The organism is Ignavibacteriota bacterium (assembly GCA_016707525.1).
Taxonomy (GTDB): domain Bacteria; phylum Bacteroidota; class Ignavibacteria; order UBA10030; family UBA6906; genus JAGDMK01.
This window is the reverse complement of sequence record JADJHP010000002.1, coordinates 495,470-510,640: the sequence shown is the minus strand read 5'-3', so window position 1 is coordinate 510,640 and position 15,171 is coordinate 495,470. Positions and strand designations below refer to the sequence as shown.

Genomic DNA, 15,171 nt, shown 5'->3' with positions numbered 1-15,171 from the left:
GAAGAGATCCTTACGCTCTATGGTCCGGGACAACGGCACCGGAGTGGTTGTTCCTGGCCATGACCTCCGCGGCCAGGTCCATATAGTGTCTTGCGCCCGGTGACACGGCATCATACAGGATGATGGGCTTCCCGAAACTGGGAGCCTCACTGAGGCGCACGTTCCGCGCGACGACGGTCGTGAAGACCTTGTCGCCGAAATATTTCCGCACTTCTTCCACGATCTGGTTGGAGAGCCGGAGGCGCGCATCGAACATCGTCATGAGCACGCCCTCGATGTCCAGCTTCTCGTTCATCTGCTTCTTCACCATATTGATGGTATTGAGCAGCTGCCCCAGCCCTTCGAGGGCATAATACTCGCACTGGACGGGGATGAGCACCGAATCAGCCGCGGTCAAAGCGTTGAGCGTCAGCAATCCGAGCGACGGCGGACAGTCGATGAGGATGAACTCGTAGCGATCACGAACACTCTCCAGGCCGATCTTCAGGCGCCGTTCGCGCTCTTCCATATCCACCAGTTCGACCTCGGCGCCCACCAGGTTGATATGGGCGGGAAGGACGGAGAGGAAGGGCATCTGGCTTTGCTGGATGATATCCGCGGCGTTCCGCACGCCGACCAGCATTTCGTACGTGCTGCAGCCTTCGGCAGGCGAGTGGATGCCGATGCCGCTCGAGGCATTGGCCTGGGGGTCTGCATCGACCAACAGGGTTGGACGTTCGGCAGCGGCCAGGCACGCGGCGAGGTTCACCGCCGTCGTGGTCTTGCCCACGCCCCCCTTCTGGTTCGTTATCGTTATGATCTTGCCCACGGGTTCCAAACAGGTGAGACTATGAAAGTAAGGAAAGATAACGCTTTTCCATCACCAATGCAAAGAAGGTGTGTTGGATCGCGCCGCGGAGTGCGCCGTTACGTCAGGAGAGTGGAATGCGGGAACGTGTAGCCGCGGAGGAACTCGGCCGATGTCATGCGCCGGCGGCCCTCCTGCTGCAGGTCGATGATCTCCAGCGGATGATCGGCGGCCATCACGAACAACCGGCCATCGTCAACAAGCACCGTTCCCGGTATCCCCCGCACTCTTCCCTGCCCGACGGTACTCCTGTAGATCTTGAGCACATGGCCGTCGTGAAACGCAAATGCACCCGGATGCGGCGACATGCCCCGGATGAGATCGTGAACGATGCGTGCCGGCTTCGTCCAGTCGATGTGACAGTGGTCCTTGAAGATCTTCGGTGCTGGTGTGGCGGCGCCGGGATCCTGCTGCCGGGGTACAAGATCCCCCTGCAGAATGTGGTCCACGGTACGCGCCACCACTTCCGCGCCGAGCACGGCGAGGCGGTCGTGCACACTCCCCGCATCTTCCTCCGGCCCGATCGCGATGCGTTCCTGGAGGAGCATCGCACCCGTATCGACGCGGTCGTCCAGAAAGAAGGTCGTCACCCCCGTCTCGGTGTCGCCGTTGATCACTGCCCAATTGATCGGCGCGGCGCCGCGGTATCTCGGAAGCAGTGACGAATGCAGATTGAAGGTCCCGAGCTTCGGCACCGCGAACACGGCGCGGGGAAGGATGCGGAATGCAACGACGACGGCGATATCGGGTGCGGCCGCGCGTACGGCGTCGGCGAACGCAGGGTCCTTCACGGATTCCGGTTGCAGCAGCGGAAGGTGATGCGCGAGGGCAAGTTCTTTGACGGGCGTCGGCGTGAGCTTCTGCCCACGGCCGCGGGGCTTGTCCGGACCGGTCACCACGGTCACGATCTCGTGCCCGGCATCGATGAGCCGGGCCAGACTGGGGACCGCGAACTCGGGCGTCCCCATGAAGATGATGCGCGCGGCCGGCATGGTCATGCGGCTACGCGGTCACGGTGGAAGCAGCGGGGATGGGAGCGATCTCGTACTCCACCGGCACATCGCCGCTCTTGATCTTGTTGAGGCGTCCGCGCAGCAGTCGGCGCTTGATCAGATTCAGATGATCGATGAAGAGGACGCCATTGAGGTGGTCGATCTCATGCAGGATCACACGCCCCAGCATGCCGTCCACTTCCATGACCTGCGGGTCGAAGTTCAGGTCGCGGTACGTCACGCGCAGGCTCTCCGGCCGTTCGACCTCATCGCGCAGCTCCGGGAGGCTCAGGCATCCTTCTTCGATGGACCACGCCCCTTCTTCATCGGTGACCTCGGGGTTCAGCATGATGAGCGGGGAGAAATTCTCGTAGTCTTCGGAGCCCGTCAGGTCGACGGTGATGATCCGCTGGGTCACGCCGACCTGGTTGGCGGCGAGGCCGATGCCGTTGGCCCGGTGCATGGTTTCCATCATGTCGTGGCCGAGGCGGACGATGGCATCGTTCACTCCTTTGAAGGGGCGCGCCTTCTTCCGGAGCACGGCATGAGCATACGTATAGATGGGCAGAATGGCCACACAACCTCCACACTAATCTGCTATATCACGGACGATACGCCGGGCGCCGACGTAGCGTTTCTTGTAGTACGTGCTTTCCAGCGACGAGAAGGTCACCCCGCGCGTCACGCTCGCGTGCGCGAACAGGTCATCCTCGATGTAGATCCCGACGTGGGACGGCACCCTGCCCGTCGTATTAAAGAACACCAGATCCCCGAACTGCAGTTCCGATGTCGACACCGGGGCTCCGGCACCATACTGTTCCCTCGCCGATCGGGGCAACAGCTTCCTGGTCGCGCTCTTGTAGACCTGCGCGGTGAATCCCGAACAATCGATGCCTCCCCGGTCGTTGCCCCCGTACACATAGGGTACACCGAGGTACCCTATCACGTCCAGGAGAAGTCTGTCGCGGTTCAATCCGGCGGGTGTCTGGTTGGAGTATTTCCTGGAGGGGACCATGCGGCTGGACAGCCGGCGCGACGTTTCCTCCACGCTCACAGTGCGGTCGTCCTCCCGCCGTTCCTCTTCCCGGATACGGCTGGCGAACCGGAGTTCATTCTCCTCGTCGTACTCCCCGCCCCCCGTGCCGCGGAAGCGCGGCGAGGACGCCGTACATCCCGCCAGCATGAGCGCTGTCAGGAGCAGACCGAGGATCACGACCGGTACCGGCCAGGGACCGACAGGTCGATGGCCGGTCGTGCCGGTTGCCATGCTCACCCCAGATATGCGCGCAACTGCTTGCTGCGCGACGCGTGCCGGAGCCGGCGGATCGCCTTCTCCTTGATCTGGCGCACGCGCTCGCGGGTCAGCTTGAATTTCTCGCCGATCTCTTCGAGCGTCAGCGAATGTTCGCGCCCCAGCCCGAAGTACAGACGGATCACTTCTGCTTCGCGCTCACTCAGGGTCGAAAGCGCACGCTCCACTTCCCTGCTGAGCGACTCCTTCATCAATTCGCTGTCCGGTGCCGGCTGACGCTCGTCCTGGATCACATCCAGCAGGCGGTTGTCCTCGCCCTGGGCGAACGGCGCATCCATCGAAAGGTGGCGGCCGGAGATCTTCAGGGTGTCGGACACTTCGAAGAGCGACATATCGAGCTCTTCCGCGAGCTCGCTGGCGCTGGGCTCGCGTTCGAATTCCTGCTCGAGCGAACTGAAAGCCTTGCCGATCTTATTGAGTGCGCCAACCCTGTTGAGCGGGAGGCGGACGATGCGCGACTGTTCCGCGAGCGCCTGCAGGATCGACTGCCGGATCCACCACACCGCGTACGAGATGAACTTGAAGCCACGCGTCTCATCGAAGCGCTTCGCGGCCTTGATGAGGCCCAGATTCCCTTCGTTGATCAGGTCCCCGAGGGACAATCCCTGGTTCTGGTACTGCTTGGCGACGCTCACGACGAACCGGAGGTTCGCCTTCGTCAGTTTCTCGAGTGCGGTCTGATCGCCTTTTTTGATGCGTCGGGCAAGGTCGATTTCCTCTTCCGACTTGAGCAGCTCGACCTTGCCGATCTCCTGCAGATACTTGTCGAGAGACTGACTCTCCCGATTCGTATACTGCTTGGTAATCTTGACCATGGAGTATCCTTTAATTGGTTCCAGAAGATGCTACGGGGATCGCGCCCGCCGTTGCACCTCCTCTACACGATATGCGACAGGAAGCTCGTACCGGGGAACGAGTTGCTGATGCCGAAGTACTCGCCGAGCGTCTTTGCGACGTCCGCAAAGCTCGCCCGCGTTCCCAGTGCCCCCCCCGGCCGTCCTCCCGGCGCATAGCACAGAAGGGGTACATACTCCCTGGAATGGTCCGTACTCGGCATCACCGGATCATTGCCATGGTCCGCTGTAATAATGAACACGTCTCCGGGGTGGACGGTTTCGGCGAGTGCAGGCAGCGAGGCATCAAAGGCCTCCAACGCCGCCGCGAATCCCGAAGGATCGTTCCGGTGTCCGTACAATGTATCGAAGTCCCCGAGGTTCACGAAGATCAGTCCCGTATCCATGGACCGTGAGACCCGGAGGAGTTCCTCGATACCCGCTGCGTTCGTCCTCGTGTGGTTCGACGTCGACAATCCGCGCAATGCGAAAAGGTCATCGATCTTGCCGATGCCCGCCGTCGGGATCCCCGCGGCCTGCAACAGGTCGAGGAGTGTCGGCTCCGGCGGAACCAGCGAGAAATCCTTACGGTTCGTGGTCCGCGAGAACGCCCCCGCCGTCCCGATGAACGGGCGGGCGATGACACGTCCGACCTCATGACGGCCCACGCACACCTTCGTGCGCGTAACCTCGCAGATCTCATACAGCCGCGGCAGCGGGATCACCTCTTCATGCGCCGCGATCTGGAACACGGAATCCGCGGAGGTGTACACGATCGGGTGGCCGGAGCGCACATGCTCGGCCCCCAGATCCTGGATGATCACCGTCCCTGACGCCGTCGTGTTCCCGAGGTAGCCCGTGCATCCGGCCTCACGCATGAACGTCTGCATGAGGTCTTCGGGAAAGCCCTTCGGATAGGTCGGGAACGGTGTATGCACCACGACACCGGCGAGTTCCCAGTGACCGGTGGTGCTGTCCTTCCCTCCCGACTTCTCCGCCATCATCCCATACTGTGCGCGTGGCGCAACAGCGGGAGCAACGCCACGGATCGGTGCGATGTTCCCCAGTCCCCACGCCGCAAGATTCGGGAGGCGGAGGCCGCCGACCGCATCCGCGGTATTGGCAAGGGTGTTGCTGCCTGCATCACCGTACGCCGGAGCATCAGGAGAAGCACCGATGCCTACACCATCCAGGACAAGCAGAATGGCCTTCCGTCGGATCAGGCGTACACCTGCTTCTCATTGCACTTGCAGACCTGCACGCGGCGTTCGGCGAACTTCCACGTTGCTTTGGTCTGACTCTGTTCGGACGTGACCATCAGAATGGGCTGATAGATCTCGCCGCAGGTGGGGCACTTCGACCCCTTCATCAATGCAGCTTTGGCTGCTTTATCCGCAAATGTCTGCTGTTTTGCCATGAGAACCGCTTCCTTCTGTACCTATGAATAATGATGTTTCGATCGTGCCAACGTTTCCGTTTTCACACCTCTGCAGCGCATGCCCGCGACATCAGAAGACGCGGACCGCATTCCCTCCACTTTCCAGTGCCTTGCCGTACACCTGCATGGCGCCGTTCACGAGTTCACGTGAGGTCATCCGTTCGGACAACCCGCAGATCCCGAAGCTCACCGTCACGGAGAATGACCGCTGGCCGAACACGATCACGTGGCCCGCGATCGCCTTGCGCATCTTCTCCGCCCACAGATAGGCATCGCTCGCGGTCATGTTCGTGAGGACCACGCCCAGCGTATGCGTGTCCTGCCGGCCCAGCACATCATACGCCCGGAGGTTCTTCCGCACCAGCGTATTCAGTTCGCGCAGGATGACGTCATGGATCTCGCGTCCATGGCGGCGGACCTGCTCCTCCATCCCGTCGACGCCGAAGGTGGCATACGCCAGCTCACCGCCGTTGTCATCCGAACGGAGCACTTCTTCTTCGACCCGGCGCATGAAGAACTTCCTGGTCGTCAGGCCGGTCAGATGTTCCACCGACGCAAATTCCTTGACGAGGTCGTTCATGTACCCGACCTCCAGTGCAGCGCCTGCATTCTCGACGAGGCGGTAGAGGACTTCGATCTCCGCGCCCGTCAGCCCCTTGTCCTTCCGGACCTCCAGCGCCAGAGCGCCGTAGCAACGGTGATACGAGCTGATCGGGATCGCAACGAACGTCCCTTCACGCGGCATCGCTTCACCCGCATGGAAACGAGGCCGGTCGTCACTCGTCAGATCGGGCACCACCTCCACACGATTGCTGGTGATGGCTTCGCCGATGATGGTGCCTGCCGCATCCACGGCCTGTGACGGCAGGACGTATCCGTCACCCGAGTGGTTCACCACGCGCTGCACCACCCAGTCGTGTGCCTCCTCCGCATACATCGTGATCGTCAGAAAATCCCACGAGGCCAGCCGCCCCACCTCATCGACCAGAGCGGTGAGGATCCGTTGCTCGCCGGGTTCCGACTTCACGGCATCCTGCAGCCGCCGGATCGACGACAGCAGTTCCGCATCCGACAGCAGTTCATATTTGTCCGTGTAACTCTTGATCAGCGCGGAGGTCAGCTTCGTGAACTTCCCGAGCGTCTCGATCGTCTCCTGGCCAAACGCATCCTCGGCCGTACTGTCGGCCACCAGGACCCCGACCGGTTCCACTTCCTGTGCTTCATTCCGGTAGAAGACGGGCACAGCGATCGCCGAGCGGACACCGGCCGCCGCCACGTAGTACCGGAGTGCATCGGTCTCGCTCTGCGGGTTCACCGACGTCAGGATCCGCGGTTTCCCGAGCGTTGCCACCTGACTGAGGATATCGTCGCCGAGCGGGAGCCGCCGATGCGTTGTGAACGCAGGGCTGTCGGTCGCAACGCCCTCAAGCACCAGCTGTTGCCGCTCGCGGTTCAGCCAGAAGTACGCGGCCGTGTTGCAGAAGAGCACGCTCTTCAGCACGAGAAGCACGCGGTCGATCAGCGTATGGAATTCGCTGCGCGGCTCGGTCTCCCGGGCATGCACCTCGGTATCGATGTCAAAGAAATCCAGGACCTCGGCTTCGTCCAGTGCAAGCCGCTCCGGCTCGACGCTCACGGGTTTGCCGGACTTCGTCGACGGAACGACGTGATGTTCTTCCGCCGTGGGTTTCGCCGGCTGGCCGTCCGACGGCTGCTGGAAATCGTCAAAGAACAGACTTGGCTGATGCGACACCCGGTCCTGGTCACTCACGTGTTGTTCACCTCCCGGCGCGACATCTGTTGATCCCTGTGAGGCCTTTCGCCTGCGCGTAAAGGCAAAAAAACCCGCTCCCGCCAGACTGCCATACGGGAACAGGTTTCCGTTCACGATAGTGCATAGCACGGCGATGCTGACCGCCAGGACACCAGTCCCCACCCACACGCGCACATCATGTGTAGCGGTGGCCGCATCTTCCGCCATTATGGACCTGCTAGTTGGGGTAGAAGACACAATATCGTAAAAAGTTACAGAAAATTGCCCCGAAAGTCAAGGAAAGCGAGAGGGAAAGGGCAGAAATTGCATCAGATCGCGGAGTTAGCTATTGCTGAGGATAACGCCTGAATCGGGCCGCCAGTTCCGTATACTCACGAAGACCACCCTGCCAATCGAGTTCGATCTCGCCAGGCTGCCCCCCACGCAGAATGGCCGCATAGGCTGCCGAAACACCCAGAAGACGGTTGAGCGATGCCCGCCGGATCACCAGGCTGTCAGGATGGAGCCCGCGGAGGACCGAGAGTACCGTCACACCCGTCAGCACCGGCTTGAATGCCCCCGGATCGGTGACGGTCGCAACCACACCCTGGCAGAGCTGCCCTGCATTCTTGGACGACGCCGGCGTGAACTTCACCGGATCAAAATGGACCCCCTGCAGCCCGGCCGCGTTCAGCCGCTGCGTCAGGCGCTTCGCATCCACCCACGGAGCACCAAACTGATGGAATGGCCTCTCGGTCCCCCGGCCTTCGGACAGGTTCGTCGCTTCGATCAGGCAGAGCCCCGGGTACAGATCGATGGTCTCCGGCCGCCGGATGTTGGGCGAGGGGGCAACCCACGGGGTCGTAAGGCGCATGCTTCTGGTCCAACCGTCCATCCAGACAACCTCGAGCCTCGCCTTCCGGCCATCGGCAAGCCATCCCAGCTCATTGATCATCGTCGCGAGTTCACCGATCGTCAGGCCATAGACGATCGGGATCCGGACGATCCCGACGAACGAGCGGAGCGAATCCTCGATCACCGGTCCATCGATCAGGTCTCCGAGCGGATTCGGACGATCGAGCACAACGAATGGTATGCCCTGCTCCGCAGCTGCTTCCATGCAGAGTTTCATGGTGCTGATATAGGTATAGAACCGGACACCCACGTCCTGGATGTCGTACACAAGGACATCGACATTCGCCAGCATCGCAGGAGTGGGTTTGGAGGTCCTGCCATAGAGCGAGTACACCGGCACACCGGTCTTCGTATCCACCGAATCCCGGACCTTTTCACCCGCCCCGGCATCGCCGCGGATCCCATGCTCCGGCCCGAACAGCGCCGTGACCCGGGTACCGCCATCAACGAGGGCATCGACGAGGTGCCGGCCGTCCGTGAGCAGTCCGGTCTGATTCGTCACGAGTCCGACACGTTTCCCCGCGAAGATCCTGCCGTGTTCGCCGACCACCCGGTCGGCGCCCGTCAGCATCACGGCCTGGGCATGGCAGGCAGGAACGGCCATGAGTGCAAGGAGGGCTACGGCGAGTGAGCGGACGGTGGAGGAGGTCATGGGGCGATGAGTCCTTTCGCGCGGACGAGATGCCATGCGGCGATGCTCATGCCATCCCAGATCTCACCGTCGCGCATCTGGCGGTCCACCTCGGCAACGGTGAGCTGCTGCAATTCAAATTCCTCGGTATCATCGGGGGTTGCGCCCACGTGCCGGAGATCGCGGGCCAGATAGACCTTGCAGATCTCGTCGGTCACGCCGTTGTACGGATTGAAACTGCCTGCTGCAAGCAACGTGATGGCGGAGAAGCCGGTCTCCTCCGCCAATTCATGCCACGCTGTGCTGTCGTGGGTCGCCCCTTCCTTGACCGCCCCGCACGGGAATTCCAGGCTCTCCTTCATTCCCAGATACCGGAACTGCTTCACGAGAAGGATCGACCCGTCCGCCATGACCGGCACGATGCAGGCGGAGCCGAGCGAGTGGACGTAGTGATACTCTCCTTTCGCACCATTCGGCACCTCCACTTCATCGTAGCCATAGGACCACCACGGGTTCTTGAACCTGACCGTGCGCGACAGTGTCTTCCAGGGCTTGAGGGGCATACGGAGTGGGATCAGCCGCGACGGTTCTCGGCGATCTCCTTCTCGGAGAAGAAGAACGCAACCTCGATCATCCCGTTCTCCGCGGAGTCGGATCCGTGCACGCAGTTCTCGCCCTTGTTGTCGGCGAAGTCCTTGCGGATCGTACCGGGAGCAGCATCCTTCGGATCGGTCGAACCGATCAGCGTGCGGTAGTCCGCCACCGCATTCTCTTTCTCGAGCGCGATCGGCACGACCGGGCCGCTGCACATGAACTCGACGAGGCTGTCGTAGAACGGACGGCCTTTGTGCACGGCATAGAAGGCGCCGGCGGCCGTGGGGCTCAGGCGGACCATCTTCATGCCGAGCACGGTGAAGCCGGCCTTCTGGATGCGGGCGATGACCTCACCCTGGAGATTCTTCCGCACGCAGTCGGGTTTGAGGATCGCAAGTGTACGTTCGATTGCCATGTCTTCTTCTGCTGATGATGGTGAATGTGTGAACTACTTCTTCTTCCGCACGGTCTTCTTTGCGGCCTTCGCGACGACCTTCTTCACGGAGCTCTTCGCCTTCTTCGCCTTGCGCCCGGGGGCGCTCTTCGGTGCCGCCTTCTTCACGCTCTTTCCCAGGGCCTTTGCCATGGTCTCGCCCAGCAGTGCCGGACTCTCGACCACGGCGATCCCGGCCTTGCGCATCGCATCCATCTTCTCCTGTGCCGTCCCCTTGCCGCCGGAGATGATCGCGCCCGCGTGGCCCATGCGGCGTCCCGGAGGCGCCGTGCGCCCGGCGATGAAGCCGACCACCGGCTTCTTCATGAATTTTTTGACGTAGGTGGCGGCCTCTTCCTCCGCGGACCCGCCGATCTCCCCGATCATGATCACACCGATCGTCTCCGGGTCATCATTGAAGAGCTTCAGGGCGTCGATGAAGCGGGTGCCGATCACCGGATCGCCACCGATGCCGATGCATGTGGACTGGCCAATGCCGCGTTCGGTGAGCTGCCCCACCGCCTCATAGGTCAGTGTTCCACTACGGGAGACCACACCCACGTTCCCCTTCTTGTGGATGAAGCCGGGCATGATACCCACCTTGCATTGACCGGGGGAGATGATGCCCGGGCAGTTCGGCCCGATCAGCACCGCACCGGTCCGCATCACATGATCGTACGCCATCAGCATATCCCGCGTGGGGACGCCTTCCGTGATGCACACGATCACGCCAATGCCCGCATCGGCCGCTTCGATGATCGCATCCGCGGCGAACGCTGCCGGGACAAAGATCACCGAGGTATTGGCCTTCGTCGCCGCCACCGCATCGGCGACCGTATTGAACACCGGAACTTCACGTGCGAACGGGTCCTTGTCCGTCCCCCGGTACGCGAGCCCGCCCTTGCCGGGGGTCACCCCTGCAACGACGTTCGTGCCGTACTCCAGCATCTGCTTTGTATGAAAGGTCCCCTCACCGCCGGTGATGCCCTGCACCACCAGCCGCGTCGACTTGTTGACCAGAATACTCATGGGTGTTGGGTCTGAAGATGTGGATAGAACAGGGTGACTGCTGTCTTACGAGGCGGCCTGTTCGAGCGCATACGCGGCGCTCAGGACGGTCGCTTCGTCGAACTGTTTACCGATGAACTGCATGCCCACCGGGAGCCCGTCCGCATTCCCACAGGGGACGCTGATCGCGGGGACGCCGGCCAGATTCGCTGACACGGTATAGATATCCGACAGATACATGGTGAGTGGATCGGCGGCTTTCTCGCCGATCCTGAACGCCGTCGTCGGGGCCGTGGGCATCACAATGAGGTCCACGGACGCGAACGCGTCGAAGAAGTCCTTCTGGATGAGCCGGCGCACCTTCTGCGCTTTGCGGTAGTACGCATCATAATACCCGGCCGAGAGCACATAGGTACCGAGCATGATGCGCCGTTTCACTTCAGCGCCGAACCCTTCGCTCCGGGATGCCGTGTACACATCGTGCAGGTCACGGGCCTCTGCACTGCGGTGCCCGAACCTGACGCCGTCGTACCGTGCGAGGTTCGACGATGCTTCCGCGGTCATCAGAATATAGTACGTCGAGATATGGTACGGCACGTGCCGGAGCGACACAGGCATGACGACCGCCCCGCGGTCGCGCAGACGGCCGATGGCGGCCTCCACGGCTGCGCGGACATTCGCATCCAATCCTTCACCGAAGGCTTCTGTCGGCAGGCCGATCTTCAATCCTTGACAGGAGCCGGTAAGGGCCGCGGCGTACTCGGGGACAGGAACGGCAGCGGACGTCGAGTCGCGTTCGTCGTGCCCGGCGATCACCTGGAGCACGCGCGCGGCATCTGTCACGTTCGCGGAGAACGGCCCGATCTGATCGAAGGAGGACGACAGTGCCACGAGGCCATAGCGCGAGACGCGCCCATAGGTGGGCTTGAGTCCGACGATCCCGCAGAACGACGCTGGTTGACGGATCGACCCGCCCGTGTCGGTACCGAGGGCGGTGTGGGCCATGCCCGCGGCGACGGCGACACAGGATCCGCCGCTGGAACCGCCGGGGACGCGCGTTTCATCCACCGGATTGAGCACCGGGCCGAACGCGGAGTTCTCTGTCGACGATCCCATCGCGAACTCATCGAGGTTCGTCTTGCCGATCAGGATCGCGTCCTCCGCGAGGAGGCGTTCGATCACGGTCGCATCATACGGCGCGACGTAGTCCTGCAGGATACGGGAGGCGCAGGTGACCTTCTCGTTCCGCATGCTCAGGACGTCCTTCACGGCGATGACCATGCCGGCGAGGCGCCCCGCGCGGCCATCGGCACGTTTGCGGTCGATCTCCCGCGCGCGGTCGAGAGCCTTCTCGTTGAACACGCTGAGGAAAGCATTGAGGCGCGTTCCGCCCGCGATGGTGCGAAGGAACCCTTCCGTCACCTGTTCGCAGGTCGTCTCGCCGCGTTCAAGCGCGCGGAGGGTGCTGTCGTATGTAACCCAGGGATGCACGTGGTCGAAACGTCCGGGATGGAAATGGGAGCGCCGGTACCAGGCGCGGGATGGGACCGGGACTCAGTCGATCTTGGTCGATTTATCCAGATCGTCCTTGAGGCCGCGCATGGCATTCTTGAACTCGCGCATCGCCCTGCCGATGTTCTTGCCGGCCTCCGGCAATTTCTTGGGGCCGAAGAACAGGAACATCACCAGCACGATGACAAGGAGTTCGGAGCCGCCGATGTTGTCGAACAGCACGGTCGATTATCCTTTGGATTCCGATGAACGGGCGTCGATCTTCTTGCCATCGGTATCGACATCCTCCTGCACTTCGCGAGCTGCTTTGCGGAACTCACGGATACCCTTTCCCAGGCCCTGTGCGAGCTCGGGGATCTTCTTGGCGCCGAAGAAAATGACGAACACCAGCGCAATAAGAATGATCTCGGTTGTGCCCAGATTGCCCATAGTCTTAGCTCCTGCCTTTCTCTCCAGTGACAACTGCCTCTTCCTCCGCAGCACCGGGGGTGACGCGTGAAAGGACATGTTCTATGATCGATGCAAACACCTTCTGGCCGTCCGTGAACCCGAGCAGCGGATCGGCTGCCCGCTCGGGGTGCGGCATCATCCCGAGAACATTCCCCCGTTCGTTGATGATCCCGGCGATGTTCCCCAGGGACCCGTTCGGGTTGCTGTCGGCCGTGATCTCCCCTCCCGGTGAACAGTACCGGAAGGCCACCTGGCCATTCTCTTCAAGCCGGCGGATCGTGTCTTCATCGGCGAAGTAATTCCCCTCACCGTGGGCGATGGGGATGGTGAGCACGTCGCCCGCCGCACAAGCGGACGTGAAGGGCGTGAATGGATTCTCGACACGGATCCGGACATTCTTGCAGGCGAACCGGAGCGATGCATTGCGCAACAGGACGCCCGGCAACAGGCCTGCTTCCACCAGGATCTGGAATCCATTGCAGATCCCGAGCACCGGTCCGCCGCCCTCGGCGAACCGTACCACCTCGCGCATCACGGGGGAGAACCGCGCGATCGCCCCGCACCGGAGATAGTCACCGTACGAAAATCCGCCCGGCAGGATCACGACATCCACATCCTTCAGGTCGGGGTCCTTATGCCAGAGGAAGACCGCCTCCTGTCCCAGCACCTTGCGACAGACATGATACGCATCGTGGTCGCAGTTGGAACCGGGGAACACGACGATACCGAACCGGACCGGGGACTGCATCATTGCACCTTCTCGACCGTGAACCGGTAGTCTTCCATCACCGGATTCGCGAGTAATTTCCTGCACATCTCCTCTGTTGCACGGCGGGCTTCGTCTTCCGACACGCCATCGAAGAGGACCTCAACATGCTTGCCCATGCGCACCGATCGCACGCCATTGACCCCGAGGGTCCCGACCGCATGCGCCACGGCTTTCCCCTGGGGATCGAGGATCGAGGGGCGGAGGGTTATCTGTATGACCGCACGAAACACTGGGGCATCCTCCCGTCAGGATTCGATCCGTGAATGGCTCACATGCTCTTCTTCTTCGAACTGCGAACGTCCGCTCGCGATGCGCCGGATGAACGTCACGACCCACCGGATCATACCGAGAACGATGAAAGCGATCAGCAGCGGGAAGATGGCATTGCCGCTCGTGACAACGACGACGATGACGGCCAGGACGCCGAAGACGAATTTCCACGGCTCTTTCTTGATGGCTTTCTTCGAGACCTTCGGGAGCGTATCGTACCGCACCTTGCTGACCATCAGCAGGGCGAGGACGACGGAGAGCCAGGGAAGCACCGCAAGCCCGGTGTTGGAGAAACCGACGACGCCATTCTGGACATTGAGGACGAACGATGCCACCGTGATCCCGCTGGCCGGGACCGGCAGGCCGACAAAATGATCCTTGTCGAACCCGACGAGCTGGACGTTGAAGCGGGCGAGGCGCAGGCCCGCAAAGATCATGAGAAGCGAGCTGAGGAAGATACCGACGTTCCCGAGCTGCACCAGGGCGAACTGATAGGCGAGAAATGCCGGTGCGGCGCCGAACGACACGACATCGGAGAGCGAGTCGATCTCTACGCCGAATTGCGAGGAGCTCTTGGTGATGCGCGCCATGATGCCGTCAAGGGAATCGAAGCCCGCCGCAAGAACGATGAACCATGACGCCGGTATGAACTCTCCCCGGCTCGCATGGATGATGGACATGAACCCGCAGAACATGTTCAGCACAGTGAACAGGCTGGGGACGACTGCTCGAGTGATCTTCATTCTCTCATCCGTTCGGTGTCAGACGGGCCAGTACGGTTTCCCCCGCCACGGTCTTGTCGCCGATCTTCACATTGATGGCGGCACCCGGTTGCAGGAGGACGTCCACGCGGGACCCGAATTTGATCATGCCGAATCGCTGTCCGGCAACCGCGCTGTCCCCGACCTGAATGGGAGCGACGATCCGGCGCGCGATGAATCCGGCGATCTGTTTGAACAGGAGCTTGCCACCGGCATGCTCCACGCCGATCAGGGTACGTTCATTCCTGGTCGACGATTTCTCATCCATGGCCACGATATATTCGCCCGGGATGTGGCGGAAGAACCGGACGGTGCCATTCACCGGCCACCGGTTCACGTGCACATTCAGGGGTGACATGAAGATACTGACCTGGACCGCTTCGCCTCCGATGAATTCTTCTTCCCGGACGGGTTTGATCAGGACCACCGTTCCATCAGCAGGCGAGAGCACGATACCGTCGCCGGATGGCGGATGCCGTTCCGGATCACGGAAGAAATACAGCGTGAAGGCCAGGAGACCAAGGGCAATGACGATGAGGACGCTCTTCAGGACCTTGCCGTCCACGAAGAACCAGGCGGAGGCGATGCCGATCAGGCAAAGAGCGACGACCACCCCGACCACATCATACCCGTAGCGGGTGATCAAGCGGGAA

The 15,171-nt window shown here is 61.8% G+C and carries 19 protein-coding genes; all 19 read right to left on the bottom strand.

Going from position 1 to position 15,171, the window contains the following annotated elements; all coding sequences use genetic code 11:
* Positions 1–10: 10 nt before the first annotated feature.
* Positions 11–808, bottom strand: coding sequence for a ParA family protein (locus IPI01_05850; GenBank protein MBK7257321.1), 798 nt, complete (start codon positions 806–808; stop codon positions 11–13).
* Positions 809–906: 98 nt separating this feature from the next.
* A complete protein-coding gene (locus IPI01_05845; protein ID MBK7257320.1) occupies positions 907–1,839 on the bottom strand; it encodes a methionyl-tRNA formyltransferase in 933 nt (310 codons plus the stop codon).
* 10 nt (positions 1,840–1,849) lie between these two features.
* Positions 1,850–2,410 carry a peptide deformylase gene (def, locus tag IPI01_05840; protein MBK7257319.1) on the bottom strand — a complete coding sequence of 187 codons (561 nt, stop codon included), beginning with the start codon at positions 2,408–2,410 and terminating at the stop codon, positions 1,850–1,852.
* A gap of 18 nt (positions 2,411–2,428) precedes the next feature.
* Positions 2,429–3,106, bottom strand: coding sequence for a C40 family peptidase (locus IPI01_05835; protein ID MBK7257318.1), 678 nt, complete (start codon positions 3,104–3,106; stop codon positions 2,429–2,431).
* Between the two features lie 2 nt (positions 3,107–3,108).
* Positions 3,109–3,966 carry a sigma-70 family RNA polymerase sigma factor gene (locus tag IPI01_05830; protein MBK7257317.1) on the bottom strand — a complete coding sequence of 286 codons (858 nt, stop codon included), beginning with the start codon at positions 3,964–3,966 and terminating at the stop codon, positions 3,109–3,111.
* Positions 3,967–4,028: 62 nt separating this feature from the next.
* A complete protein-coding gene (locus IPI01_05825) occupies positions 4,029–5,204 on the bottom strand; it encodes a phosphopentomutase (protein MBK7257316.1) in 1,176 nt (391 codons plus the stop codon).
* The gene (locus tag IPI01_05820; protein ID MBK7257315.1) at positions 5,204–5,401 is read right to left on the bottom strand and encodes a hypothetical protein; all 198 of its coding nucleotides are present in this window, start codon (positions 5,399–5,401) and stop codon (positions 5,204–5,206) included. Before IPI01_05820 ends, IPI01_05825 begins: the two co-directional genes overlap by 1 nt.
* Before the next feature lie 91 nt (positions 5,402–5,492).
* A complete protein-coding gene (locus IPI01_05815) occupies positions 5,493–7,193 on the bottom strand; it encodes a GAF domain-containing protein (GenBank protein ID MBK7257314.1) in 1,701 nt (566 codons plus the stop codon).
* A gap of 328 nt (positions 7,194–7,521) precedes the next feature.
* Positions 7,522–8,742 (bottom strand): DUF1343 domain-containing protein, encoded by a 1,221-nt coding sequence (locus IPI01_05810; protein ID MBK7257313.1) that lies wholly within the window; start codon positions 8,740–8,742, stop codon positions 7,522–7,524.
* On the bottom strand, positions 8,739–9,284 hold the full coding sequence (locus IPI01_05805; protein ID MBK7257312.1) for an NUDIX hydrolase: 546 nt from the start codon (positions 9,282–9,284) through the stop codon (positions 8,739–8,741). The genes IPI01_05810 and IPI01_05805 overlap by 4 nt, the downstream gene beginning before the upstream one ends.
* A gap of 11 nt (positions 9,285–9,295) precedes the next feature.
* Positions 9,296–9,724 (bottom strand): nucleoside-diphosphate kinase, encoded by a 429-nt coding sequence (gene ndk, locus IPI01_05800; protein ID MBK7257311.1) that lies wholly within the window; start codon positions 9,722–9,724, stop codon positions 9,296–9,298.
* A 39-nt stretch (positions 9,725–9,763) separates the two neighbouring features.
* Positions 9,764–10,777 carry a succinate--CoA ligase subunit alpha gene (gene sucD / locus IPI01_05795; GenBank protein MBK7257310.1) on the bottom strand — a complete coding sequence of 338 codons (1,014 nt, stop codon included), beginning with the start codon at positions 10,775–10,777 and terminating at the stop codon, positions 9,764–9,766.
* Between the two features lie 45 nt (positions 10,778–10,822).
* Entirely contained in the window at positions 10,823–12,247 is a 1,425-nt protein-coding gene (gene gatA, locus IPI01_05790; protein ID MBK7257309.1) for an Asp-tRNA(Asn)/Glu-tRNA(Gln) amidotransferase subunit GatA, read from the bottom strand.
* Positions 12,248–12,310: 63 nt separating this feature from the next.
* Positions 12,311–12,439 (bottom strand): twin-arginine translocase TatA/TatE family subunit, encoded by a 129-nt coding sequence (locus IPI01_05785; GenBank protein ID MBK7257308.1) that lies wholly within the window; start codon positions 12,437–12,439, stop codon positions 12,311–12,313.
* Positions 12,440–12,496: 57 nt separating this feature from the next.
* A complete protein-coding gene (tatA, locus tag IPI01_05780; GenBank protein ID MBK7257307.1) occupies positions 12,497–12,697 on the bottom strand; it encodes a twin-arginine translocase TatA/TatE family subunit in 201 nt (66 codons plus the stop codon).
* A gap of 4 nt (positions 12,698–12,701) precedes the next feature.
* Positions 12,702–13,466, bottom strand: coding sequence for a phosphoribosylformylglycinamidine synthase subunit PurQ (gene purQ / locus IPI01_05775; protein ID MBK7257306.1), 765 nt, complete (start codon positions 13,464–13,466; stop codon positions 12,702–12,704).
* Positions 13,466–13,717 (bottom strand): phosphoribosylformylglycinamidine synthase subunit PurS, encoded by a 252-nt coding sequence (gene purS, locus IPI01_05770; GenBank protein ID MBK7257305.1) that lies wholly within the window; start codon positions 13,715–13,717, stop codon positions 13,466–13,468. Before purS ends, purQ begins: the two co-directional genes overlap by 1 nt.
* Before the next feature lie 15 nt (positions 13,718–13,732).
* Positions 13,733–14,500, bottom strand: coding sequence for a CDP-diacylglycerol--serine O-phosphatidyltransferase (gene pssA, locus IPI01_05765; protein MBK7257304.1), 768 nt, complete (start codon positions 14,498–14,500; stop codon positions 13,733–13,735).
* A gap of 4 nt (positions 14,501–14,504) precedes the next feature.
* Positions 14,505–15,164: a phosphatidylserine decarboxylase family protein gene (locus tag IPI01_05760; GenBank protein MBK7257303.1), complete on the bottom strand. Its 660-nt coding sequence runs from the start codon at positions 15,162–15,164 to the stop codon at positions 14,505–14,507.
* Positions 15,165–15,171: the final 7 nt, after the last annotated feature.

Bases quoted from the DNA above. Each gene is read 5' to 3' on its own strand.
- IPI01_05845 (MBK7257320.1), bottom strand. From the start codon at position 1,839: ATGCCGGCCGCGCGCATCATCTTCATGGGGACGCCCGAGTTCGCGGTC.
- IPI01_05835 (MBK7257318.1), bottom strand. From the start codon at position 3,106: ATGGCAACCGGCACGACCGGCCATCGACCTGTCGGTCCCTGGCCGGTA.
- IPI01_05830 (MBK7257317.1), bottom strand. From the start codon at position 3,966: ATGGTCAAGATTACCAAGCAGTATACGAATCGGGAGAGTCAGTCTCTC.
- IPI01_05820 (MBK7257315.1), bottom strand. From the start codon at position 5,401: ATGGCAAAACAGCAGACATTTGCGGATAAAGCAGCCAAAGCTGCATTG.
- IPI01_05810 (MBK7257313.1), bottom strand. From the start codon at position 8,742: ATGACCTCCTCCACCGTCCGCTCACTCGCCGTAGCCCTCCTTGCACTC.
- IPI01_05805 (MBK7257312.1), bottom strand. From the start codon at position 9,284: ATGCCCCTCAAGCCCTGGAAGACACTGTCGCGCACGGTCAGGTTCAAG.
- sucD (MBK7257310.1), bottom strand. From the start codon at position 10,777: ATGAGTATTCTGGTCAACAAGTCGACGCGGCTGGTGGTGCAGGGCATC.
- IPI01_05785 (MBK7257308.1), bottom strand. From the start codon at position 12,439: ATGTTCCTGTTCTTCGGCCCCAAGAAATTGCCGGAGGCCGGCAAGAAC.
- tatA (MBK7257307.1), bottom strand. From the start codon at position 12,697: ATGGGCAATCTGGGCACAACCGAGATCATTCTTATTGCGCTGGTGTTC.
- purQ (MBK7257306.1), bottom strand. From the start codon at position 13,466: ATGCAGTCCCCGGTCCGGTTCGGTATCGTCGTGTTCCCCGGTTCCAAC.
- pssA (MBK7257304.1), bottom strand. From the start codon at position 14,500: ATGAAGATCACTCGAGCAGTCGTCCCCAGCCTGTTCACTGTGCTGAAC.